This is a genomic window from Velocimicrobium porci (assembly GCF_009696045.1).
GTDB classification, from domain to species: domain Bacteria; phylum Bacillota; class Clostridia; order Lachnospirales; family Lachnospiraceae; genus Velocimicrobium; species Velocimicrobium porci.
Genome location: NZ_VUMT01000008.1, coordinates 95,006 through 117,220, shown reverse-complemented (window position 1 = coordinate 117,220; position 22,215 = coordinate 95,006). Strand labels below are relative to the sequence as shown.

General features: G+C 34.7%; 22 protein-coding genes. 20 read left to right on the top strand and 2 right to left on the bottom strand.

The window, feature by feature from the left end; genetic code table 11:
• Window positions 1-24 precede the first annotated feature (24 nt).
• The 9 genes from FYJ58_RS07030 to FYJ58_RS06990 all read left to right on the top strand — a co-directional run bounded on the left by FYJ58_RS07030 (window position 25) and on the right by FYJ58_RS06990 (window position 9,726).
• Window positions 25-774: a glycerophosphodiester phosphodiesterase family protein gene (locus FYJ58_RS07030; protein WP_154519022.1), complete on the top strand. Its 750-nt coding sequence runs from the start codon at window positions 25-27 to the stop codon at window positions 772-774.
• Between the two features lie 347 nt (window positions 775-1,121).
• Window positions 1,122-1,379: an HPr family phosphocarrier protein gene (locus FYJ58_RS07025; RefSeq protein ID WP_154519021.1), complete on the top strand. Its 258-nt coding sequence runs from the start codon at window positions 1,122-1,124 to the stop codon at window positions 1,377-1,379.
• Between the two features lie 27 nt (window positions 1,380-1,406).
• Window positions 1,407-3,035, top strand: coding sequence for a phosphoenolpyruvate--protein phosphotransferase (ptsP, locus tag FYJ58_RS07020; RefSeq protein WP_154519020.1), 1,629 nt, complete (start codon window positions 1,407-1,409; stop codon window positions 3,033-3,035).
• Between the two features lie 97 nt (window positions 3,036-3,132).
• Window positions 3,133-3,774 (top strand): HAD family hydrolase, encoded by a 642-nt coding sequence (locus FYJ58_RS07015; RefSeq protein WP_154519019.1) that lies wholly within the window; start codon window positions 3,133-3,135, stop codon window positions 3,772-3,774.
• Between the two features lie 130 nt (window positions 3,775-3,904).
• Window positions 3,905-5,452, top strand: a complete 1,548-nt coding sequence (locus FYJ58_RS07010; protein WP_154519018.1) for a tetratricopeptide repeat-containing diguanylate cyclase — start codon at window positions 3,905-3,907, stop codon at window positions 5,450-5,452.
• Between the two features lie 30 nt (window positions 5,453-5,482).
• A complete protein-coding gene (locus FYJ58_RS07005; protein WP_154519017.1) occupies window positions 5,483-5,722 on the top strand; it encodes a hypothetical protein in 240 nt (79 codons plus the stop codon).
• Window positions 5,723-5,826: 104 nt separating this feature from the next.
• The gene (locus FYJ58_RS07000; RefSeq protein WP_154519016.1) at window positions 5,827-7,026 is read left to right on the top strand and encodes a cation:proton antiporter; all 1,200 of its coding nucleotides are present in this window, start codon (window positions 5,827-5,829) and stop codon (window positions 7,024-7,026) included.
• A 273-nt stretch (window positions 7,027-7,299) separates the two neighbouring features.
• Complete coding sequence (locus FYJ58_RS06995) at window positions 7,300-8,340, top strand: hypothetical protein (RefSeq protein WP_154519015.1); 1,041 nt, start codon at window positions 7,300-7,302, stop codon at window positions 8,338-8,340.
• Between the two features lie 99 nt (window positions 8,341-8,439).
• Window positions 8,440-9,726, top strand: a complete 1,287-nt coding sequence (locus FYJ58_RS06990) for an aminotransferase class I/II-fold pyridoxal phosphate-dependent enzyme (protein WP_154519014.1) — start codon at window positions 8,440-8,442, stop codon at window positions 9,724-9,726.
• A gap of 51 nt (window positions 9,727-9,777) precedes the next feature.
• On the opposite strand, the gene FYJ58_RS06985 is transcribed toward FYJ58_RS06990, so the two are convergent.
• Complete coding sequence (locus FYJ58_RS06985) at window positions 9,778-10,593, bottom strand: hypothetical protein (RefSeq protein ID WP_154519013.1); 816 nt, start codon at window positions 10,591-10,593, stop codon at window positions 9,778-9,780.
• Between the two features lie 174 nt (window positions 10,594-10,767).
• On the opposite strand from FYJ58_RS06985, the gene FYJ58_RS06980 reads away from it, so the two are divergent.
• The 5 genes from FYJ58_RS06980 to phoU are packed head-to-tail and all read left to right on the top strand — an operon-like array spanning window position 10,768 to window position 14,940.
• Complete coding sequence (locus FYJ58_RS06980; RefSeq protein ID WP_154519012.1) at window positions 10,768-11,667, top strand: phosphate ABC transporter substrate-binding protein; 900 nt, start codon at window positions 10,768-10,770, stop codon at window positions 11,665-11,667.
• Between the two features lie 11 nt (window positions 11,668-11,678).
• Window positions 11,679-12,617 (top strand): phosphate ABC transporter permease subunit PstC, encoded by a 939-nt coding sequence (gene pstC, locus FYJ58_RS06975; RefSeq protein WP_205839189.1) that lies wholly within the window; start codon window positions 11,679-11,681, stop codon window positions 12,615-12,617.
• The gene (pstA, locus tag FYJ58_RS06970; protein WP_154519011.1) at window positions 12,604-13,488 is read left to right on the top strand and encodes a phosphate ABC transporter permease PstA; all 885 of its coding nucleotides are present in this window, start codon (window positions 12,604-12,606) and stop codon (window positions 13,486-13,488) included. Before pstC ends, pstA begins: the two co-directional genes overlap by 14 nt.
• 15 nt (window positions 13,489-13,503) lie before the next feature.
• Window positions 13,504-14,262, top strand: a complete 759-nt coding sequence (pstB, locus tag FYJ58_RS06965) for a phosphate ABC transporter ATP-binding protein PstB (RefSeq protein WP_154519010.1) — start codon at window positions 13,504-13,506, stop codon at window positions 14,260-14,262.
• Between the two features lie 15 nt (window positions 14,263-14,277).
• Window positions 14,278-14,940 (top strand): phosphate signaling complex protein PhoU, encoded by a 663-nt coding sequence (phoU, locus tag FYJ58_RS06960; protein WP_154519009.1) that lies wholly within the window; start codon window positions 14,278-14,280, stop codon window positions 14,938-14,940.
• A 79-nt stretch (window positions 14,941-15,019) separates the two neighbouring features.
• Here phoU and map read toward each other — a convergent pair whose 3' ends face one another.
• A complete protein-coding gene (gene map / locus FYJ58_RS06955; RefSeq protein WP_235912580.1) occupies window positions 15,020-15,787 on the bottom strand; it encodes a type I methionyl aminopeptidase in 768 nt (255 codons plus the stop codon).
• 220 nt (window positions 15,788-16,007) lie between these two features.
• Here map and FYJ58_RS06950 point away from each other — a divergent pair, with 220 nt between their 5' ends.
• The 6 genes from FYJ58_RS06950 to FYJ58_RS06925 all read left to right on the top strand — a co-directional run bounded on the left by FYJ58_RS06950 (window position 16,008) and on the right by FYJ58_RS06925 (window position 22,163).
• A complete protein-coding gene (locus FYJ58_RS06950) occupies window positions 16,008-17,030 on the top strand; it encodes a threonine aldolase family protein (protein WP_154519007.1) in 1,023 nt (340 codons plus the stop codon).
• A gap of 22 nt (window positions 17,031-17,052) precedes the next feature.
• Window positions 17,053-18,846 carry an aryl-sulfate sulfotransferase gene (locus FYJ58_RS06945; RefSeq protein ID WP_154519006.1) on the top strand — a complete coding sequence of 598 codons (1,794 nt, stop codon included), beginning with the start codon at window positions 17,053-17,055 and terminating at the stop codon, window positions 18,844-18,846.
• A gap of 122 nt (window positions 18,847-18,968) precedes the next feature.
• Entirely contained in the window at window positions 18,969-19,802 is an 834-nt protein-coding gene (locus tag FYJ58_RS06940) for a transketolase (protein ID WP_154519005.1), read from the top strand.
• Complete coding sequence (locus tag FYJ58_RS06935; RefSeq protein ID WP_154519004.1) at window positions 19,793-20,743, top strand: transketolase family protein; 951 nt, start codon at window positions 19,793-19,795, stop codon at window positions 20,741-20,743. Before FYJ58_RS06940 ends, FYJ58_RS06935 begins: the two co-directional genes overlap by 10 nt.
• Before the next feature lie 3 nt (window positions 20,744-20,746).
• Entirely contained in the window at window positions 20,747-21,031 is a 285-nt protein-coding gene (locus tag FYJ58_RS06930; RefSeq protein ID WP_154519003.1) for a hypothetical protein, read from the top strand.
• Window positions 21,032-21,239: 208 nt separating this feature from the next.
• Window positions 21,240-22,163, top strand: coding sequence for an ArsR/SmtB family transcription factor (locus FYJ58_RS06925; RefSeq protein WP_154519002.1), 924 nt, complete (start codon window positions 21,240-21,242; stop codon window positions 22,161-22,163).
• Window positions 22,164-22,215: the final 52 nt, after the last annotated feature.

Genomic DNA, 22,215 nt, shown 5'->3' with positions numbered 1-22,215 from the left:
ATTTTGATTTACTTGTGGGCAATTATGCCACGCATTTTCAATAAACCTTCAAAGCGGTTATTTGAGGGATATTTTTATGCACATAGAGGACTTTATGACAATAAAGGAGATGCACCGGAAAACTCAAAAAAGGCATTTCAAAGAGCAATAAAAGCAAACTATGGAATTGAGCTTGATGTACAATTGACAAAAGATAAAATTCCGGTTGTTTTTCACGATGAAAGTTTAGAACGTGTTTGTAATATCCAAGGAAAAATAAGTGATTATACGTTTAGAGAACTTAAACAGTTTCGGCTTTATCAATCGTTTGAAAGAATACCCAAATTACAAGAAGTACTTCAATTAGTTGATGGGAACGTTCCATTAATTGTCGAAATAAAATGTGAAACTGGAAAAACCGAAATTTGTCAGATTGTTTATGACCAGTTAAAACAATATAAGGGACTTTATTGTGTAGAATCCTTTCACCCATTTGTTGTTTACTGGTTTCGAAAAAATGCACCACGAGTTATGAGAGGACAGCTTTCCTCTGATTTTGCAAAAGAAGGTGATAAGCGGTTCATTTTACGGTTGCTGGGAAACCTTTTATTCAATTTTTTGGGAAAGCCTGATTTTATTGCTTATAATTGTTGTTACTCATATCGGGTATCACGGCAGTTATGTAAAAAATTTTATCATGCTTATATGGTCGCATGGACAATTCAATCGAAAGAACAGCTAAAAAAGAATGAAAAAGAATATGATATGTTTATTTTTGAAGGGTTTTTACCATAAATTTCATAAAATTATCAGATTTCTGACTTGACGGATGCAAGTAAACCGATTACAATAGAAGGAGAGTAAAAGAATAAGTGACAGGATTGTTACTGAGTGAGATCAGGCAAGACCTAGGTTTCGGAATAGAAATACTTCGAGGCTTGGGTCTTTATTGTTTTTGGAATTTTTGCACTATAGACTGATAAAAGAAAAGAAAAAAGAAATTTTACAGAAAAATCTTCTTTAAAGAAAGACAGTTTCATATTATAATAGACTTGAACGATAGTTGAAATAAAAAGTATCGTTTCAATAATAGAAAACAAAAAAACATTGAAAGAAAAAGTGAAGGAGAAAGAGGTAGAAGAATGAAAGAATTTAAGTATGTTATTAAGGATGAGTTAGGACTACATGCAAGACCGGCAGGTCTTCTTGTGAAGGAGGCTGCAAAGTTCCAGTCTAATATCAAGTTGGAAGCAAATGGAAAATCTGGAGATGCAAAACGGATTTTAGGTATTATGAGCATGGGAATTAAAAAAGATTGTGAAGTAACTGTGACAGCAGACGGAAATGATGAGGCAGAAGCAGTTCATGCATTAGAAGTATTTTTTAAAGAAAATCTATAATATAAAATAAAAAAGGATGAGAAGCCGATGGTTGTGTTAACAGGAAAAAGTGTTTTTAACGATGTATGCATGGGAAAACTCTCATTTTACAAGAGAAACGAACGTGTTATTAAACGTTATAAGGTGGAAGACACAGAAGCAGAAACAAAGCGGTTTGAATCAGCGAAAGCTTCTGCTATTGAACAGCTGGGCGGGTTATATCAAAAAGCACTCCAGGATGTTGGAGAGGCAAATGCAGCAATTTTTGAGATTCATCAAATGATGTTGGAAGATTTAGATTACTGCGAATCAATTATTAATATTATTACATCTCAACAGGTTAATGCAGAATATGCAGTTGGTGTAACTGCTGATAATTTTTCTGCAATGTTTGAGGCAATGGATGATGCCTATATGCAGGGAAGAGCTGCCGATGTAAGAGATGTTTCAGAACGTTTGATTGCTGTTTTATCCGGACAGGATGTAGATCAGAAAACTTACAATGAACCGGTAATTATTGCGGCTGATGATTTAGTTCCAAGTGAAACAATTCAACTGGATAAAAGTAAGGTATTAGGATTTGCAATGCAGTTTGGTTCTGCTAATTCCCATACGGCAATCCTTGCAAGAAGTATGGGAATTCCAGCTGTTATTGGGTTGGGAGAAGACTTTTTGGAATCGTTTGATGGACAAGAAGCAATTATTGATGGTTTTACCGGTACTGTTTACATTGAACCAGATGAGAAGACCAAACGAGAAATGGAACAAAAGAAAAAAGAAGTTGAACAAAAGAAAGAGCTTCTTTCTAAATTAAAAGGAAAAGAAAATATTACATTAGACGGACGGAAAGTTAATATTTTTGCAAATATTGGGAATCCGAGTGATGTAGGTTCAGTTTTAACAAATGACGCAGGCGGAATTGGATTGTTCCGAAGTGAGTTTTTATATCTGGAAAATGAAGATTTTCCAACAGAAGAACAGCAATTTTTGGCTTATAAACAGGTTGCGGAAACAATGGCCGGTAAAAAAGTAATTATAAGGACACTGGATATTGGTGCGGATAAGCAAGCAGAATATTTTCATTTAGACAAGGAAGAAAATCCTGCACTTGGTTATCGTGCAATTCGTATCTGCCTGACGAGAACGGAGATTTTCAAGACACAGCTAAGAGCACTTTATCGTGCAGCTGTATTTGGAAATATTTCGATTATGTTTCCAATGATTACTTCAGTAGAAGAGATAAAGAATATTAATAAAATTGTAGCTGAAGTGAAGAATGAGTTGGAACAAGAAGGAATTCCTTATAAAAAAGAAGTAGAAACCGGAATTATGATAGAAACACCGGCAGCAGCACTTGTAAGTGATGAGCTTGCAAAAGAAGTAGATTTCTTTAGTGTTGGAACAAATGATTTGACACAATATACGCTGGCAATTGACCGTCAAAATCAAAAACTTGAGCCATTTTATAATCCACACCATAAAGCAATCTTAAAATTAATTAAAATGGCTGCTGATAATGCACATAAAGAAGGAAAATGGATTGGAATCTGTGGTGAATTAGGAGCAGATACTAGTTTGACGGAAGAATTTCTTCGGATAGGAATTGATGAGCTTAGTGTTTCACCTAGTATGATTTTAGAACTTCGTAAAAAGGTTAGGGAATTAAAAATAGATTAATCGTTTTGAGGCATTAAACTTGAATAAAAATTGCAATGGAAGCAAATTCTTTATTCAGTTTAATGCCTTTTTTAATTCAATGGAAAGGGGATTTTATATGGTACATGCTGTAATTTTTGATATGGATGGTGTTTTAATTGATACGGAAAAATATTTAGTAAAATATTGGTGTCAGGCAGCAAAAGAGTTGGGATTTGAGATGAAAAGGGAGCATGCACTTTTGATAAGGAGTCTTGCAGCAAACTTTGCTGAAGCGAAATTAAAAGAGCTTTTAGGGGAACAATTCGATTATAAGGCAGTCAGAAGCCGGAGAAAAGAGTTAATGAGCAGTCATATTAAGCAGTATGGATTGGAGAAAAAGAGGGATGTGGACCAGACGCTTGCGTATTTAAAAAAGAAAGGCTATAAGACGGCGGTTGCGACTGCTTCTGATTTTGAACGGACAAAAGTTTATTTAGAGCAGATTGGAATATATGAAAAATTTGATAAAGTAGTATGTGCCACAATGGTTCAAAATGGAAAGCCTATGCCGGATATTTATTTATATGCTTGTGAACAAATTGGAGAAATGCCTGAAAATTGTGTTGCAGTTGAGGATTCACCTAATGGCGTATTGTCAGCTTCCTTGGCCGGGCTAAAGACAATTATGGTTCCTGATTTAACAAAACCGGATGAAGAAACAAAAAAAAGGATATACTGGCAGATTGAACGATTGGGAGATTTGACTTCTTTATTATAAAAATGTAACTTTACAATCTTCCTACAGGCAGAGGGCGAAAAAAGTATGTTTGTTGTTGAATGAGCTTGACAACGAAGCGTTAGCTAATTAATATTAAAATAAAATAGATTGCTTGTAATGTGGCGAGGGTATGATGAGAGGCAGAAAAAAAGAGTTATTAGAAAAGGTTGTAGCATATCGGTTTCAGCCGATTAAAGATGAATTATTTGATTTATTGCAAGAATATGAGGAGATTTGTAAAAGAGAAAAAGATGAGGATGGTTTAGCCTGTGTTTATTTTTACCGTGGAGAGGCTTTTTTTCGTCTGGGAAAATATGACCCTTGTATTACTTACTTAAATTGTAGTTTAATGCATCGAAAAAAAGAAGAAAACAGCTATCTTGAAGCAGCAGCTTATAATGTATTGGGACTTATGTTTTCACTTCTTGGCTATGAGGTGGTGGCATTGGAACATTATCTCCAGAGTCTTGATTCAGCAGAAAAATATGGTCTTTATAATCAGAAAGCAATTACTTATATAAATATGGGATGGTTGTACCGGGACTTAGATGATTTAGTACAGTCATTAAAATATTATGATTTGGCACTGGAAGAATTAAAACGTTCAGATTCAGATAACTATTATAATATTGAAATTTTGTGTCATGCGTATAGAGGACAGATTTTTTGTAATTTAGAACAATATGAAAAGGCACTTGAATGTGGGTGTATAATTGAGAGGCTAAGAAAAAAGAATTCAATTTTATTTTATGATGTATCAGTTGAAAATCTTTATGTGCGTCTTTATGATTATCTTGGTGAAAAAGAAAAAGTAAATGAAAATTTATATGCTTTGATTGAACAGGCGAAGAATGGAATAGATTTTTTGGAATTTTGTGAATTTTATATCGATGTTTGTAATTATGCGTTATCAAAGGGAATGAGAACCGAAGCCAGAATACTTTTAAACTGTCTACATGCAAATATAGATGCAACGGAGCTGATTTATATTAAGCTGAAGGTTCAGTCATTAGAAGTCGTTTATCAGAATCGATACAGTCATTATGAGAACTATTTAAATGCTTGCCGTGAGTATATGGTTATGCAGGAAAAGTATGAATATTATATAAAAAAAACAAAGCTTACGGGAATGCAAAATATACAAAATCTTCGAAAGACACAAAAAGAAAAAGAAAAATACGAAGAAATTAGCCGTAGGGATAAAATGACAGGGCTTTTAAATAAAGTGACATTAGAGGAGTCAATTCGAACTTATCTGGAAAAGAATAAAGAGTATGACCGATGTCCGGCCCTTATTTTAATTGATTTAGACCATTTTAAAAATGTTAATGATACGCTAGGGCATTTAACTGGTGATCAGCTAATTTGTGATGTGGCAGATAAGATTAAGACTATGTTTCCATACTCAGAAATGGTTGGGCGTGTTGGCGGTGATGAATTTGTTGTCTTTTTTAGTGAAGCGTATACAAAAGAAGACAGTATTGCCAGAGCAGATGAGCTGAGAAGGGAATTGAATAAACTGACTTATTGTGATGAGAATTGTATGGTGACTGCAAGTATGGGGATTGCTTTTTTAGTGGAAGCAATTGACCGTTATGAAACGTTGTTTTCAATAGCCGACGATGCTTTATATGAAGCAAAACACGCAGGGAGAAATCAAATTGTTATTGGCAATTAATTCTGTTTGCAAAAGAAAGAAGGAAAAAGATTGAGATTAATAGAATTTAAGATGGAACGAAGCGGGTTAGTAGAGGAAGGAGAGAAAGTTCAGGTCGTAGAGCGTAAATGTCCGGCAAATTACTATTATATTATTGAGCCTGCCGTTGCAATGTCTGGGTGTTACCTAGAGAGGGAACGTTTAAAGTCATCTTATGGAGTTGTAAAACAAATAAAACAGACCGACCGCGGTTTTTATGTAATCGTAGAATTTGATGAACCGGATGTATAAATATTACAAAAATATTAAATAAATATTTAAACCTTGACTTATTTCCTTCCGGTGTATATCATAAATGAGGTGTCAAGAAATGACTCTAAAGGGGATGAAGAAAAATGGAATCATATGATTTCTTATTAGACTTGGCAATTATTTTAATGTCTACAAAATTTCTTGGAATCTTGTTTGAAAAGATTAAAATGCCGCAGGTTGTGGGTGCATTAATTGCAGGAATTTTGTTAGGACCTGCTGCTTTTAATTTAGTCGAGGCAAAAGAAGTGTTAACTCAATTTTCAGAAATTGGAGTTATTATTTTAATGTTTATGGCCGGAATGGAAGCAGATATGAAAGAGCTTAAGAAAGCAGGAAAAGCTTCTTTTGTCATTGCAGTATTGGGCGTTATTATTCCACTTATTGGTGGAGTCTTAGTAGCCTATCTGTTCAATCGTCCATCTATGTTGAATATGGGAGTTAATTCTCCTCTTTATCTTCAGAATTTGTTTTTTGGTGTAATCTTAACAGCTACTTCAGTTAGTATTACAGTTGAAACATTAAAGGAGATGGGAAAATTAAATTCCAGAGCAGGTACAGCAATTTTAGGTGCAGCGATTATTGATGATATTTTAGGTATTATTGTTCTTACAATTGTTACAAGTTTAGCTGGTTCAGATGTTAGTATTTCGGTTGTATTACTAAAGATTTTAGGATTTTTTGTTTTTGCCGGAATATTGGGCGGTTTATTTTATCTGGTGTTTAAATATTGGACAGAACATATTCAAAAAAGCCAGAGAAGGTTTGTAATTGTATGCTTTTCATTTTGTCTGTTTATGGCATATGCGGCAGAAGAATTTTTTGGCGTCGCAGACATTACCGGTGCATTCATTGCAGGACTTGTAATATCATCAATTTCTCAGACGGAATATGTCGCTCATCGATGTGAAACGGTGTCTTATGCCATTTTTGCACCTATTTTCTTTGCAAGTATAGGACTTAAAGTATCTGTGCCGAAAATGAGTAGCATATTGATTGCCTTTTGTCTTGTATATATCTTAGTGGCAATTATAACAAAAATAATTGGCTGTACACTTGGAGCTAAGTTATGTAAATATACCAATAGGGAATCTGTTCAGATTGGTGTAGGTATGGTTTCACGTGGAGAAGTTGCTTTAATTGTAGCACAGAAGGGATTAGCTGGTAATTTGTTATCTGCGGCATTAATGGGACCAGTCGTAATTATGGTTGTTATTACAACTGTGGTATCTCCAATTTTATTAAAGCTATCATTTATTAAAAGAAAAGCAAACCAAATTGTATAAAAATTAATGTTAAAAATAGGAAGGTGTTGTAAGTATGACACTTTCCTATTTTTACTTTATAGGAAACTTCGTCTCCTATAAAGCAAAAACGCTCCGCGAGGATGTGCACAGATGCGAAAGGAGTATTCTGCCAAACACCGCAATGAACGAGATGGGAGGCAAAAAAAATTCAAATTAGTAAGAGTGGAAGACATAGCTTGACCACAATATTTCTTTTTCTGCTAAAATATGGTATGATGACTATAAAATTAAATGCAGGGAGAGTAATATTTCATGAAAGGTATGGCAGAAGGAATCGTGGGAGTTTGGCATAAAATAAATGAAATTGTTTTGGATATAGCCCGGTTAAATAATAGTGAAGAAAGAGAACTGCATGAGTTAAGAATCTGTGCGAATGTCAGTCGAATTAATATAATGGTTATTGCGATTTTGATTTTACAATGTACGAATCTTTACATATTATTTAAGACAGACGCACATTCGGGATTTCAAAAGCAATACAAAATAGCAACTATAGTAATGATTGCTGCCTGTATCATCCAAATTATTTATTTTCATATAATAGAATGGAGATATCCGAATAGTATAAAGAAGAAAAAAAAATACACAACAGTCTGGCTCTTTCAATTTACGGTGATTACATGGTGTTTTCATGCGTTAGAATTTTTGGAAGATGAGCATTATGAAAATGTATTTCTTTTGTTAGCAGCATTGAATATCATATTAGTTTTGAAAAATAAGGAAATTTTAATTTGTACAGGAATTATCATTGTTTTGGAATATGGATTTCTTATCTGCATAGGAGGAAAAGCGGAAAATTATCAGTTAATATTTACTTTAGCAATTTGTGCAGGAATTATTGGAAGAGTTTTTTTTGTCTATTATATGAACTCTAATTTGCTTCAATGGAAGTTAAAAAAGACCAATGAAGAATTGGAAGAGCAGATTAACCGCTATAAGATTTTGCAAAAGTTAACAAGAGAAGATATTTTTGAATATCGTCACAAAGAAGATAAAATGATTATTTCCTATGCGTCAGGGAAAACTTCAAAAGTTTATTATAATTATATAGAGAAGGTAAAAAAACATTATATTCGTTCTTTTTGTGAAAATGATGAGCAAAAAATTATAGAATTCTACAATGAATTAAGGGAACAAAAAAATTTTGAGGGAAAAGATGAGATGGCTTCGTTTACTTTTTGTGTCAATGAAAAAGATGGGGTAGAAAAAGAGTATGAGGTTTTATATACAACTATTTTTGACGAGTCCAAACAGCCTGTTTTGACAATTGGGAAACTATATAAGTTGAAATGAAAGCTTCTTGTCATGATAAAAAAGAAGAGGGTGTTGACAAAATTTACTCTTTCTCATAAAATTATAAAAATGTAAGTGTTAATTAATAAGGAGGCAACTATGAAATCATACGAGAAAATGAGTAAAGAAGAACTGGAAACGTTGAAAAAAGAGTTGGATAAAAAGTATGAGGAAGTAAAAGCAAAAGGGCTAAAACTTGATATGTCAAGAGGAAAGCCGTCAAAGGCTCAATTAGATATTACAGCGGGAATGATGGATGTTTTAGACAGTTCAACTGATTTAGTAAGTGAAGATGGTGTTGATTGCCGAAATTATGGAGTATTGGATGGAATTAAAGAGGCAAAGCGACTTTTTTCTCAGATGGCAGAAGTTCCACCAGAAAAAATTATTATGTATGGCAATTCTAGTTTGAATATTATGTACGATACGATATCACGCTGCATGACACATGGAGTATTGGGGAGTACACCTTGGATGAAGCTGGATAAAGTAAAATTTTTATGTCCTGTACCAGGATATGACAGACATTTTGCGATTACAGAATATTTTGGGATTGAAATGATTAATGTGCCTATGACACCGGAAGGTCCGGATATGGACATGGTAGAAGAGTTAGTATCAAAGGATGATTCGATAAAAGGAATCTGGTGTGTTCCAAAGTACTCAAATCCACAAGGAATTACTTATTCAGACGAAACAGTTCGGCGATTTGCACGCTTAAAGCCAGCAGCAGAGGATTTTAGAATTTTTTGGGACAACGCTTATTGTATTCATCATTTGTACGAAGATGACCAGGATTTTCTATTGGAAATTTTAGAGGAATGTGAAAAAGCAGGAAATCCAGATCTTGTTTATAAGTTTGCGTCTACATCAAAAGTGAGCTTTCCTGGTTCAGGAGTTGCATTTTTAGCTGCCTCTGACCGTAACTTAGAAGAAATTCGTAAACAGCTTACAATTCAGACAATTGGTCATGATAAGTTGAATCAGTTGCGTCATGCTCGCTATTTTAAGGATTTAGCTGGATTAAAGGCAAAAATGAGGGAGCATGCAGACATTATCAGACCGAAATTCGAAGCTGTGCTAGAGGTGCTGGAAAATGAACTTGGCGGTCTTGGAATTGGCGAATGGATTAAGCCAAAGGGAGGATATTTCATTTCCTTTGAGTCGATGGAAGGTTGTGCAAAGAAAATTGTTGCGAAATGTAAAGAGGCAGGTGTCATTATGACAAATGCAGGAGCGACATTCCCATATGGAAAAGATCCAAAAGACAGTAATATCCGTATTGCACCTACATTCCCTACACCGGAGGAATTAGCAGAGGCAGCTGAATTGTTTGTGCTTTGTGTGAAAATTGTTAGTATTGAAAAACTTTTGGCAACAAAATAAATAGAAAAGTATAGATAAGGAAAAGACGGCTGCAAAACCAGCCGTCTTTTCCTAGTTTATATCTGCCTTATCTTTTAACATATTTACCATTTCTTTAGCTTCTTTATCTTGGGTTAAATCATAAACCATAGAAAAACAGTCGAAGGCATTCGAGAAGTGCTCTAATTCCAGCTCTAATTGTCCAACTCGGAATGTAATACCAATTGTATCAGGATTTGGACCGATTGGAAGATCTTCCTTGGATAGGACTGCTTGTAGTTCCTTTATCGAATATTCGCGGGTTGGCTGATTCAGAGCTTTCGATAGATATTCCAGTTCATTGTGTGCTTGTTTGGTATCATAAAAAATATTGCTATAAATATAAAGCGGAATTGCAATTTCCGGTTTATAGGATTCCAAATAATAAAATCCTAAATTTCTGTAAAAATGTGCCATAGTTGCTCTTGTACAGCAATAGTTATATAAAGCTAATGTAGTTTCTTTTGTATGTTTTAAATCGCCGGATTTTTTATATAGTTCGGATAACTGAAAGAATGCGTCTAAGTCAACAGGGTTCCAATCAAGTGCATTTTCATAAGCAGTGATTGAGTCACCAATACGGTTCAAGTGCATTAAAATAAATCCATAAAAACGATAAAATGCAGCAATATTTATTTCTGTAAATAGAGGTTCATTGGCTGTTTTTTTAAAGTATTGATATTGGTAAGCTTCTAAAATATGGTTAAAGCTAAAATAAGTTCCTTTTTGGTCTTTTAAGTCACATTCTAATTGTTCCAGTAATTGCTTCATTTCTTTAGAAGCAGAAAGATAGTCTTTTTTTTCTGTAAATTTTTTGATTTTCTCAAAAGTTTCCTGATACTTGTCCATGATAAATTCTCCTTATATAAACACAATTATTCTCCTATTCTAACATAAGAAGTGTATTTATACAAATGAACGAATTTACATAGTATTTACAAAAAAAATACAAAAGTTATATTTGTTTTTAACAGTCGTGATTTATTCTTTAGACGTAATCAAAAAGAAAAGGAGAAAGAAACGATGAAGAGAAAGATGAAACAAATATTAGGAATGATGTTACTTGGAGTTTTTGCGGCAACTATGGTAACCGGATGTGGAACTTCAACCGGTGAAAATTCGGATACCAAAACAGAACAAAAGACAAAAACAACGGATAACAATGTAACAGGGGACACAGGTAATTTAAATGGAACAATTACAATGATTGGATCGACTTCAATGGAGAAGTTTGCAAATGCGTTAGGTGAAGCATTTATGGAGAAAAATCCAGGCGTAACAGTAAGTCCCGAATTTGTAGGATCCAGTGCCGGTATTGAAGCATTAGTTGGTGGAACAGCAGATATCGGCAATGCTTCCAGAAATTTAGAAGATAGTGAAAAAGAAGCAGGAGCTGTTGAGAACATAGTGGCAATTGATGGTATTGCAATTGTGACAGACGAGGATAATAAAGTGAAAGATTTAAAAAAAGATGATTTAACAAAAATATACAGTGGTGAAATCACAAACTGGAAAGAACTTGGCGGAGACGATACACCAATTGTTGTAGTAGGAAGAGAAGCCGGATCTGGTACAAGAGGTGCTTTTGAAGAAATTTTAGGAATTGAAGATAAATGTAAGTATGCAAATGAACTGGATAGTACCGGTGCAGTTATGGCAAAGGTTGCAGCTACGAAAGGTGCAATCGGATATGTTTCTTTAGATGTATTAGATGATACAGTAAATGCCCTTACATTAGAAGGGGTTGAACCAACTGCTGAAAATATTAAATCTGGTGATTACTTCTTAAGCAGACCATTTGTAATGGCAACAAAAGGTGAGATTAGTGAACAAAATGATTTAGTAAAAGCGTTATTTGATTACCTTAAGAGTGAAGAAGGAAAACAATTGGTCGAATCGGTAGGACTAATTACAGTAGACTAAGAAAGGCGTGGATGATGGATAAGAAAAATTCAATTATAGGCAGCCATCAGACAAAAGAAATAGCAGAAAAAACCGCTTTCATTTTATTTACATTATGCGGTTTTTTCGCTGTTCTGGCTGTGTTATCAATCACTTTATATATGATACTGAGTGGAACGCCGGCTCTTTTGAAGGTTGGAATTACTGAAATTTTATTTGGAACGGTCTGGAAGCCAGCTGCTAATCCGGCTTCTTATGGTATTCTTTATGTTATTCTTACTTCGATTATCGGTACTTTTTTTGCTGTATTGATTGGAGTACCAATTGGGGTGCTGACTGCTGTTTTTCTTGCAGAAACAGCGCCGAAGAAATTAGCAGCGATTGTAAAACCGGCTGTAGAGTTATTAGCAGGAATCCCTTCTGTTATCTATGGTCTGTTGGGATTACTTATATTAAATCCGCTTATGTACAAACTGGAACAGTTCATATTTAAGGATTCTCAGACACATCAATTCACAGGTGGAGCAAACTTGATTTCTGCGGTTTTTGTATTGGCAATTATGATACTTCCAACTGTAATTAATATAAGTGAATCCGCAATACGGGCAGTGCCGGCTCAGCTAAAAAGCTCTTCGCTTGCATTGGGGGCGTCTCACATTCAGACTATCTTTAAAGTAATTCTTCCGGCTGCAAAATCTGGTATTATTGCTGCGATTGTATTAGGTGTTGGGCGTGCAATTGGCGAAGCAATGGCGATTAGCTTAGTATCCGGAAGTGCGGTCAACTTACCGCTTCCATTTAACTCTGTCCGCTTTTTAACAACTGCGATTGTAAGCGAGATGGGATATGCGGCGGATACACATAGAGAAGTTTTATTTACAATAGGGCTGGTATTATTTGTTTTCATCTTAGTTATAAATTTAGTGCTGACAAAAATATTGAAGGGAGGGAAGCAGGATGGAGAAAATTAGTACTATAAATGGAAAGCAGAAAAGAATATCAGATAGGATATGGTATGTCTTAATTTACGCTAGTGCTTCTGTTTCCATATTTTTGTTAGTTGGAATTGTTGGCTATGTATTTTATAGGGGAGCCGGAGTAATAAACTGGAATTTTCTGACAACTGTTCCAAGCACAATAAAAGGAAATTATGGAATTGCAGGAAATATTGTAAATACTTTATATATGATTTTTCTTACGCTTCTTATTGCAACTCCTCTGGGAATTGGAGCTGCAGTTTATTTAAATGAATATGCAAAACAAGGGAGAATTGTAAGAACAATTGAAGCTACGACGGAGATTTTAGCCGGACTTCCATCTATTATTTTTGGTTTGTTTGGCATGGTGTTTTTTGGAAATACGTTAAAGCTTGGTTATTCGATTTTAACAGGAGCTCTTACATTAACTTTGATGGTACTTCCACTTATTACGAGAAACACACAGGAAGCATTAAAAACAGTGCCGGATACTTATCGAAGTGGCGCCCTTGGTATGGGAGCACCAAAATGGTATATGATTCGGACAATTTTATTGCCATCTGCAATGCCCGGAATTATTACGGGAGTTATTCTTGCAATCGGAAGAATTGTTGGTGAATCGGCTGCGTTATTATTTACAGCAGGAAGCGGATTCTTGCTTCCTAAACTTGGTGAATATGGAAATGGATTATTTCAGAAAATCTTTCAGCCGGGTGGTACACTTACAATCGAACTTTATCTTAGCATGTCGAAAGCAAAATATCAGGAGGCATTCGGAATCGCAGTTGTGTTACTTGTTATTGTATTTGTAATTAATATCATTACGAAATATTTAACAAAGCGGTTTGATGTATCAGCAAAATAGAAAGGAACATTACTTATGTCAGAGAACAAAATAATCACGAAGGATTTGAATTTGTATTATGGAGAAAATCATGCATTGAAAAATATAAATATGGAAATAAAGGATAAAGCAATTACTGCGTTTATTGGTCCGTCCGGCTGTGGAAAATCTACTTTTTTAAAAACATTGAACCGAATGAATGATTTGATTGATAACGTAAGAATTGAAGGAACTGTATTATTAGATGGAGAAAATGTGTATGATGAAAAGGTTGATACAACACTGCTTCGTAAAAAAGTCGGAATGGTATTTCAGCAGCCCAATCCATTTCCAATGAGTATTTATGATAATATTGCTTATGGACCTCGGATTCATGGTGTTAAGTCGAAAGAGCAGTTAGATGAAATCGTGGAAAGGAGTTTAAAAGGTGCTGCAATATTTGATGAAGTGAAAGACCGGCTTAAAAAATCAGCACTTGGTCTGTCAGGCGGTCAGCAGCAAAGACTTTGTATTGCAAGAGCGTTGGCAGTTGAACCGGAAGTTTTATTGATGGATGAACCTACATCGGCTCTTGATCCCATATCTACACTTAAAATTGAAGATTTAATGGGAGAATTAAAGGAAAAATATACAGTTGCTGTTGTTACCCATAATATGCAGCAGGCAGCCAGAATTTCAGATTATACTGCATTTTTTCTTGTGGGGGAAGTAATCGAATATAGTGAAACAGATGTTTTATTTACCCGTCCAAAAGAAAAGAAGACAGAAGATTATATAACAGGACGTTTTGGTTAATGAAAGGAGATAACAATGACACCAAGAATCAGTTTTGAACATCAGTTAGAGGCACTTAATGATAATTTAGTTGAAATGGGACAGTATGTTGAAAAATCCATTGATCAGATTTTTAAGGCCTTAGAAACAATGGATATTGAACTGGCTAAGGAAGTTATGGAGGGAGATGATACTGTCGATGATATGGAGAAAGGAATTGAGGCACAATCCCTTGCATTGATTACAAGACAACAACCGGTTGCAAGAGATTTGAGAATGGTATCAACTGCCTTAAAAGTCGTGACAGATATGGAACGAATTGGAGATCATGCGGCGGATATTGCGGAAATTATTGTTCGATTTGAGCATGCGGACTTTTACCATTTATCAAAGCAGGTTCCGAAAATGATAGAGGCAACAAAAAAGATGGTCCATGACTCCCTAAATGCATTTATTAAAAGAGATGTAAAAGCTGCAGGAGAGATTATGAAGCAGGATGATATTATAGACGGATTATTTGATAAGATTAAGACGGAAATAATTAGTCTGTTACAAGGTGGCAATCAGAATGCCGATTATTGTGTTGATGTATTAATGATTGCAAAATATTTAGAACGAATTGGCGATCATGCAGTTAATATATGTGAATGGACTATTTTTGAAGAAAAAGGAACGATAGATAATATTAGAGTTTTGTAATGAAAACCTATGGTGGTGTTGCATATTTATTTATCCCCCTCATCTTTGAGAATGTTTTGCTCAAAGATGAGGGATAATTTTAGTAAGCTAATATTTCAGCTCCGGTTTCAGTTACTAATACCATAATCTCCCATTGTGCAGAGTCTTTTCCATCTGCGGTATATATTGTCCAATCATTCGATTCATCAATAAATACTTCATTATCACCAAGATTAATCATAGGTTCTATTGTAAATATCATACCTGGTTCAAATAAAGCCCCGGTTCCTTTTTTGCTTACGAAAGAAACAAAAGGTTGTTCATGGAATTTAATTCCAACTCCGTGCCCGCCGATTTCTCTTACTACAGTGTAATTATGTTTTTTAGCAAAGTCGGAAATTACCTGTCCAATGTCACCGAAATGATTACCGGGTTTCACTACATCAAGTCCAAGATACATTGCCTCTTTTGTACGTTCAACTAATAATTTACGTTCAGGAGAAACTTCTCCAATACAGAACATACGGGAAGAATCTGAAAAATATCCATTGTAAATCGTAGAAACATCTACATTGATAATATCTCCATTTTTTAAAATTGTGTCCTTAGAAGGAATACCATGACAAACCTGTGCGTTAATGGATGTACAAACGGATTTCGGAAAACCCTCATAGTTTAATGGTGCAGGAATTGCACCATAAGCCTTCGTTTTATTATATATAAACTGGTCAATTTCTTCTGTGGAAATCCCTTCTTTTATTAATGGCGTTACTTCATCAAGAAGTGCAATATTAATTTTTCCGCTTTCTCTAATTTTTTCGATTTGTTCCGGTGACTTTATATAGATTTTTGATCTTTTTCGTTTCATGTTAATAATGCTTCCTTTCATTTTATATTAGATATATAGTATATCACAAACAAAAAGAAAAAACTTGATATAAGTTATAATTATCAGAAAAAGTATGATACAATTATGAATTAGGGAATGTTCTCTCATTGAATCCAAAATTAAAATATGGTACTATTTAGTAGTAAAATCAGTGATTATAGCTTTTATTACTGAAAAATCGAAAATAGGAGGAAGCAGTATGTACAGTTTTGCAAATGATTATAGTGAAGGAGCACATCCGAAAATATTAGAAGCAATGCTAAAAAGTAATTTGGAGCAGAATCCGGGTTATGGTCTGGATTCTCATTGTGAACGGGCAAAAGCACTGATAAAAAAGGAAATTGGTCAAAATGATGTAGAGATTCACTTTATTCCGGGTGGTACACAGACTAATTTATTGGCAATTTCTTCTATTTTACGACCTCATCAATGTGTGGTTACTGTGGATACAGGACATATTAATGTTCATGAAACAGGCGCAATCGAGGCAACAGGACATAAAGTTGTTACTGTGCCAAATGAGGAGGGAAAGTTAAAGCCGGAACAGATTATAAAAGTTCTTAACTATCACAAAGATGAGCATATGGTACAGCCTAAGCTTGTATACATTTCTGATACTACAGAGCTTGGAACGGTATATACAAAAGAAGAACTTTCAGCGATTTCTAAAGTATGCAGACAACATAATTTATATTTGTTTTTAGATGGAGCAAGACTTTCTAGTGCACTTGCCAGTGATAAAAATGATTTAGAGCTTAAAGATATTGCTTCACTTGTAGATTTATTTTATATAGGAGGAACAAAAAATGGTGCATTATTAGGTGAAGCGCTTGTACTTTGTAATGATACGATAAAAGAAGATTTTCGTTATCTGATTAAAACAAGAGGTGCGATGATGGCGAAAGGTTTTCTTATGGGTATCCAGTTTGAAACGTTATTTGAAGATGGTCTTTATTATGAACTGGGAGAACATGCAAATCAGATGGCCAGACAGATTATAAAAGCATTTCAGAAGAAAAAGATTGTATTTTATCAGCCGCCATGTAGCAACCAGCTTTTCCCTATCTTAACAGAATCAGAAAAGCAAAAATTAGAAAGTAGTTTTATCTTCCAGGTAGAACAGGAATTTCCAAATGGAACCTATGCAGTACGTTTTGTGACTTCATGGGCAACGACATTAGAGAGCGTTCAGCAATTGGTTAGAGCAATCGAGACACTTTAGAGAAAGGCAGTAAGGTACTAATATGAAACATTATTTGAAAGTTATTTTATTAACAAGTGTGATTATGCTTGTTGTTTTAGGAGCAGTGGCAGGACTTGCAGGAAAGGGTTATCTTTCCAGAAAAAAAGAAGAAAAAGAAGTGAGTCAGGAAGAATTGGATATGAATCAGTATGGAAAGTCGAAACGGGAAGCAGGCAGTGTACCTGTTACTACACTTTCTAAAAGTGGAGAAGATTCGATTCTGACATTTTCTCATAAGAATACGAAAGAAATTTATAATGTGAAAGCTTCAAAAGCAGTTAAATCAGAGTTAGAGGAACAAAAGACAAGAGAACGATACAACTTTGAATCTCCACTTTGGGCATATAATCCATATGGAACGAATGAGCTTTCTTTTTATTTGTATTTTAAGACAGCAGATGCTTGTAAATTAAAATATACAATACAGGTAAATGATGAGGATATACCTGATTTTACGAGAACCTGTTACAGTGCAGATGGAGCGGAATTTTCAAAAGAACATGAATATCAGATTGTCGGGTTAGTTCCTGGTAAGGAAAATTATATTTACTTAGATTTATATAACACAAAAGGAGAAGTACAAAAAAGTGCAGTGTATCGTTTTAAGCCAGATAAGCTTTCCGGGAATGTGGCAATCCAGCTTTCACAAGCAGATGGCAAAAGTGGAGAGCAACTATCGAATGGACTTTACTTTTTCTTAGGATATGACACAGATAATAAAAAAGCACCGAAAAAAATCTATTTATATGATAATTCCGGTGTAATAAGAAGCTCGATTCCTTTGGTAAATTATCGTGCAGACAGGGTACTTTTTTTTAATGGAACGATGATTTATAACTATAGTGATAAAGGATTTGCGGCAGTCAATTCATTAGGACAGGTTGTAAAGAATTATCCATTAAAAGGATATAAATTACATCATGATTTTGTTTACGATGGTTATGGAAATCTTATTATGCTGGCAACAAAGGAAAATAGTAATACGGTCGAGGATCGAATTGTATCTTTAAATTTGGAAAAGGGTACTTCAAAGGAAAGTGTTGATTTAGGAAAAATATTTCCGAAAATGAAGAAAAAAGCTTCCAAGCCTTCCGGTGCAAAGAAGCTGAATTGGCTCAGACTCAACTCGATTGCTATGGCAGGAAGTAACTCTGTTATTGTAAGTTCGAAAGAATTGAGTAGTTTAATTAAGATTAACGGGATTACAAGTGTAGTACCATCTCTTGGCTATATTATAGGACCTAATTTTGTGTGGGAAAGTACAAAATATGCAGATAAGGTATATACGAAGGCAAATAAAGAAGAGGAATCAGGGAATACAAACGGAACACAAAATAACCAGCAAAATGCGAGTACAGAATCTACGTTTAAGAGCCAATTTGGGCAAAGTGATATTCAGGTAATCAACGAAAATGGACTTGGTAGTGAGCAATATTATATTACGATGTACAATAATAATTATGGAAATTCAGATACAAGAAAAGATTTAAAATGGTCCGATGTAAATGGCATTGGTACGAAGAAGAAAAAGGCAGCCACATCAAAATATTATAAGTACTATGTGGATGAGTCAGCCGGAACTTATCAGTTAGCGGAATCGTTTTCAATTCCATATTCCAGCTATGACAGTAGTATTCAAAATTATAAAGAACATTTTATTGTAAATTCTGGTACAAAATGCTCATTGGGTGAATATGACAAGGATGGTGTTTTAATTCATGGATTAAATTATAATGTGGAAACTTATACATATCGGATTTATAAATATGATATGAAAAATTTCTGGTTCCAGTAAGACAGTATAAGACATTGTTCGTGAAGCTATAAAAAAAGGACATCTATCATTGAAATTCACCAAAAAATAACGTATAATGGGAACGTAGTATGTACAAAAAGATTATAAAAGGTGGTAAGTGCATGAATAAGTTAGAATTACAGAAGACTGCCAATGAGGTTCGAAAAGGAATCGTAACAGCAGTTCACAGTGCAAAATCTGGTCATCCAGGCGGTTCATTATCCGCAGCAGATATTTTCACATATCTTTATTTTGAAGAGATGAATGTAGATCCAAAAAATCCAAAGAAAGAGGACCGTGATCGTTTTGTATTATCCAAAGGGCATGTTGCACCGGGTCTTTATGCAACATTGGCAGAAAAAGGATATTTCCCAAAAGAAGATTTAAAGACACTTCGTCATGTTGGATCTTATCTTCAGGGACATCCGGATATGAAGCATATTCCAGGTGTTGATATGTCAAGTGGTTCCTTAGGACAGGGTGTGTCAGTGGCAGTAGGAATGGCCTTATCAGCAAAAATGGATAACAAATCCTACCGGGTATATACATTGGCCGGCGATGGAGAAATTCAGGAAGGTCAGATCTGGGAGGCAGCTATGTTTGCCGGTCACAGAAAGCTGGATAACCTGGTAGTGATTGTAGATAATAACGGATTACAAATAGATGGAAATGTAGATGATGTATGTTCTCCATATCCAATTGATAAAAAGTTTGAAGCATTTAATTTCCATGTAATTCATGTAGATGCACATAATTTTGATGAATTAGAAAAGGCATTTAAAGAAGCAAAGGAAACAAAAGGACAGCCAACAGCAATTATTGCAAAGAGTATCAAAGGTAAAGGTGTATCCTTTATGGAAAATCAAGCTTCCTGGCATGGTTCTGCTCCGAATGACGAGCAATATGCACAGGCAATGGAAGAATTAGAGAAAGCAGGTGAAGCATTATGTCAGTAAAAGAAACAAAAAAAATTGCAACAAGAGAAAGCTATGGTAATGCTTTGGCTGAGTTAGGCGAAAAATATCCAGAATTAGTTGTATTAGATGCCGATTTGGCAGCAGCAACAAAAACAGGAATTTTTAAGAAGGCTTTTCCAGAACGTCATATTGACTGTGGTATTGCAGAGTGTAATATGATTGGTATTGCAGCAGGTCTTGCGACAACCGGTAAAATTCCATTTGCAAGTTCTTTCGCAATGTTTGCAGCAGGTCGTGCATTTGAGCAGGTTCGTAATGCAGTTGGTTATCCAAAGTTAAATGTAAAAATTGGTGCAACTCATGCCGGCATTTCGGTTGGTGAAGATGGAGCGACTCATCAGTGTAATGAAGATATTGCTTTAATGCGTACAATACCGGGAATGGTAGTAATTAATCCGGCAGATGACATTGAAGCGAAACAGGCAGTAGAAGCAGCAATTAAACATCAGGGACCTGTATATCTTCGTTTTGGCAGATTAGCAGTTCCTGTAATTAATGATAACCCGGATTATAAATTTGAGCTTGGAAAAGGTGTTGTTTTAAAAGAAGGAAAAGATATTACTTTAGTTGCAACTGGTTTATGTGTATCTGAAACATTAGAAGCTGCTAAATTACTTGCAAAAGATGGAATTGATGCAAAAGTAATTAATATTCATACAATTAAGCCATTAGATGAGGATTTAATCGTAGAGGCAGCAAAAGAAACAGGAAAAGTTGTTACAATTGAAGAACACTCTATTATTGGAGGTCTTGGAAGTGCAGTTTGTGATACATTGTCTGCCAAAGCGCCAACACAGGTTCTTAAGATAGGAATTGAAGATACTTATGGTGAATCCGGACCTGCAGTAGAATTAATTAAGAAATATGGATTAGACTCGGAAAGTATTTATAATAAGGTGAAAGCATTTTTAGAAAAATAAAAAATGAATTGCGTTTTGAGGCAATTGATAAGCGAGGAAATGATGAAGCAGGGAAATGAAAAAAAAGAAGGGCAACAAGAACTTCCAGTATACCGTTACTATATTCGCTTGGCATTGAGCCTGTTTTTATTTTTTACGGTATATACGATTATTGTCAGCCCGACGGCATTTCATACTTCCAGTCAGCATACAGCTACTTTTACTAGTCTGACTGTATTGTTTTCGTTAACTGGAGTTGTATTAGCTTATGATTCTGTAAAAGGAATTTTAAGACATAAAAGAAAATAAAAAAGGTTGAAAAGGGACTATTGCAAAAGTAGGTGAATCATCTACCAGAGCAATAGTCTTTATATATATAAAATATCTCTTTCAATAAGTCTTATATTGAAAATTAGAGAGAAAATTAGTACAATTTATATTAAAAAAAATTGGATGTTTTCTTTGGAACAAAAATAATGTTTTATTCTAAAAAAACAGGAATTTTTGAGGTTTGACTATGATTAAGACGATTAAAATGAATTTAGATGATGAAAAGCATTTGTCTGTTCTTTCAAAGGCTTTGTCGTCGGAAGTAAGAATACGGATTTTAAAAAAACTTAGAGAAAAGGAAATGAATATCAATGAGATTGCAGAGGAACTTTCAATTCCGGCATCTTCGGCTGCAGTACATGTTAAAGTATTAGAGGAGGCAGGACTTATTCGGACAAGACTTTTGCCTGGAGTTCGCGGTTCTATGAAGGTTTGTTATATTTGTTTAGATCATATATATATTGAGATTTCTACGGATTCTTTAAAAGGGACAAAAGATGAAATTATTAGAATGCCCGTCGGAAGTTTTGTCGATTTTAAAGTTGCACCAACTTGTGGCCTTGCAGGATTAAAAGGACCTATAGGCATAGAAGATGAGCCGGCCAGCTTTTATGCCCCTGAGAGAATGGATGCCAAACTACTTTGGTTTCGGGAAGGATTTGTGGAATATAGATTCCCGAATTATTGTCTGACAGGGAAGCAGGAGAAACAGTTGGAATTTTCTGCTGAACTTTGTTCGGAAGACCATGAATATAATTTAGACTGTCCATCTGATATTACAGTCTGGATTAATGGAATTGACGCTGGAACTTATTTTTGCCCTAGTGATTTTGGCGGACAAAGAGGTAGATTAAATCCAGAATGGTGGCCGGATAAAAATACACAATTTGGAGTTCTGAAACGATGGTGTCTGAATGAAAAAGGGACTTTTTTAGATGATAAGAAAGTTTCAAACCTGACAATTAAAGAGTATCATTTAAAGGAAAATGATTATATATCGGTCCGAATTGGAATGAAGGAAGACGCGAAACATATTGGAGGAGTTAATTTGTTTGGAGATGGATTCGGAAATGTACCTCAGGAACTTGTTATGCGAATTTCTATGGAATGATTCGATTTGTATTTACTTTTTAAAGCGTAAATGGTATTATTAAAACAAAAAA

What these genes read in the sequence shown, in the direction of transcription:
- FYJ58_RS07030 (WP_154519022.1), top strand. Translation starts at nt 25, where the DNA reads ATGCCACGCATTTTCAATAAACCTTCAAAGCGGTTATTTGAGGGATAT.
- FYJ58_RS07025 (WP_154519021.1), top strand. Translation starts at nt 1,122, where the DNA reads ATGAAAGAATTTAAGTATGTTATTAAGGATGAGTTAGGACTACATGCA.
- ptsP (WP_154519020.1), top strand. Translation starts at nt 1,407, where the DNA reads ATGGTTGTGTTAACAGGAAAAAGTGTTTTTAACGATGTATGCATGGGA.
- FYJ58_RS07015 (WP_154519019.1), top strand. Translation starts at nt 3,133, where the DNA reads ATGGTACATGCTGTAATTTTTGATATGGATGGTGTTTTAATTGATACG.
- FYJ58_RS07010 (WP_154519018.1), top strand. Translation starts at nt 3,905, where the DNA reads ATGATGAGAGGCAGAAAAAAAGAGTTATTAGAAAAGGTTGTAGCATAT.
- FYJ58_RS07000 (WP_154519016.1), top strand. Translation starts at nt 5,827, where the DNA reads ATGGAATCATATGATTTCTTATTAGACTTGGCAATTATTTTAATGTCT.
- FYJ58_RS06995 (WP_154519015.1), top strand. Translation starts at nt 7,300, where the DNA reads ATGAAAGGTATGGCAGAAGGAATCGTGGGAGTTTGGCATAAAATAAAT.
- FYJ58_RS06990 (WP_154519014.1), top strand. Translation starts at nt 8,440, where the DNA reads ATGAAATCATACGAGAAAATGAGTAAAGAAGAACTGGAAACGTTGAAA.
- FYJ58_RS06985 (WP_154519013.1), bottom strand. Translation starts at nt 10,593, where the DNA reads ATGGACAAGTATCAGGAAACTTTTGAGAAAATCAAAAAATTTACAGAA.
- FYJ58_RS06980 (WP_154519012.1), top strand. Translation starts at nt 10,768, where the DNA reads ATGAAGAGAAAGATGAAACAAATATTAGGAATGATGTTACTTGGAGTT.
- pstC (WP_205839189.1), top strand. Translation starts at nt 11,679, where the DNA reads ATGATGGATAAGAAAAATTCAATTATAGGCAGCCATCAGACAAAAGAA.
- pstA (WP_154519011.1), top strand. Translation starts at nt 12,604, where the DNA reads ATGGAGAAAATTAGTACTATAAATGGAAAGCAGAAAAGAATATCAGAT.
- pstB (WP_154519010.1), top strand. Translation starts at nt 13,504, where the DNA reads ATGTCAGAGAACAAAATAATCACGAAGGATTTGAATTTGTATTATGGA.
- phoU (WP_154519009.1), top strand. Translation starts at nt 14,278, where the DNA reads ATGACACCAAGAATCAGTTTTGAACATCAGTTAGAGGCACTTAATGAT.
- map (WP_235912580.1), bottom strand. Translation starts at nt 15,787, where the DNA reads ATGAAACGAAAAAGATCAAAAATCTATATAAAGTCACCGGAACAAATC.
- FYJ58_RS06950 (WP_154519007.1), top strand. Translation starts at nt 16,008, where the DNA reads ATGTACAGTTTTGCAAATGATTATAGTGAAGGAGCACATCCGAAAATA.
- FYJ58_RS06945 (WP_154519006.1), top strand. Translation starts at nt 17,053, where the DNA reads ATGAAACATTATTTGAAAGTTATTTTATTAACAAGTGTGATTATGCTT.
- FYJ58_RS06940 (WP_154519005.1), top strand. Translation starts at nt 18,969, where the DNA reads ATGAATAAGTTAGAATTACAGAAGACTGCCAATGAGGTTCGAAAAGGA.
- FYJ58_RS06935 (WP_154519004.1), top strand. Translation starts at nt 19,793, where the DNA reads ATGTCAGTAAAAGAAACAAAAAAAATTGCAACAAGAGAAAGCTATGGT.
- FYJ58_RS06930 (WP_154519003.1), top strand. Translation starts at nt 20,747, where the DNA reads ATGAATTGCGTTTTGAGGCAATTGATAAGCGAGGAAATGATGAAGCAG.
- FYJ58_RS06925 (WP_154519002.1), top strand. Translation starts at nt 21,240, where the DNA reads ATGATTAAGACGATTAAAATGAATTTAGATGATGAAAAGCATTTGTCT.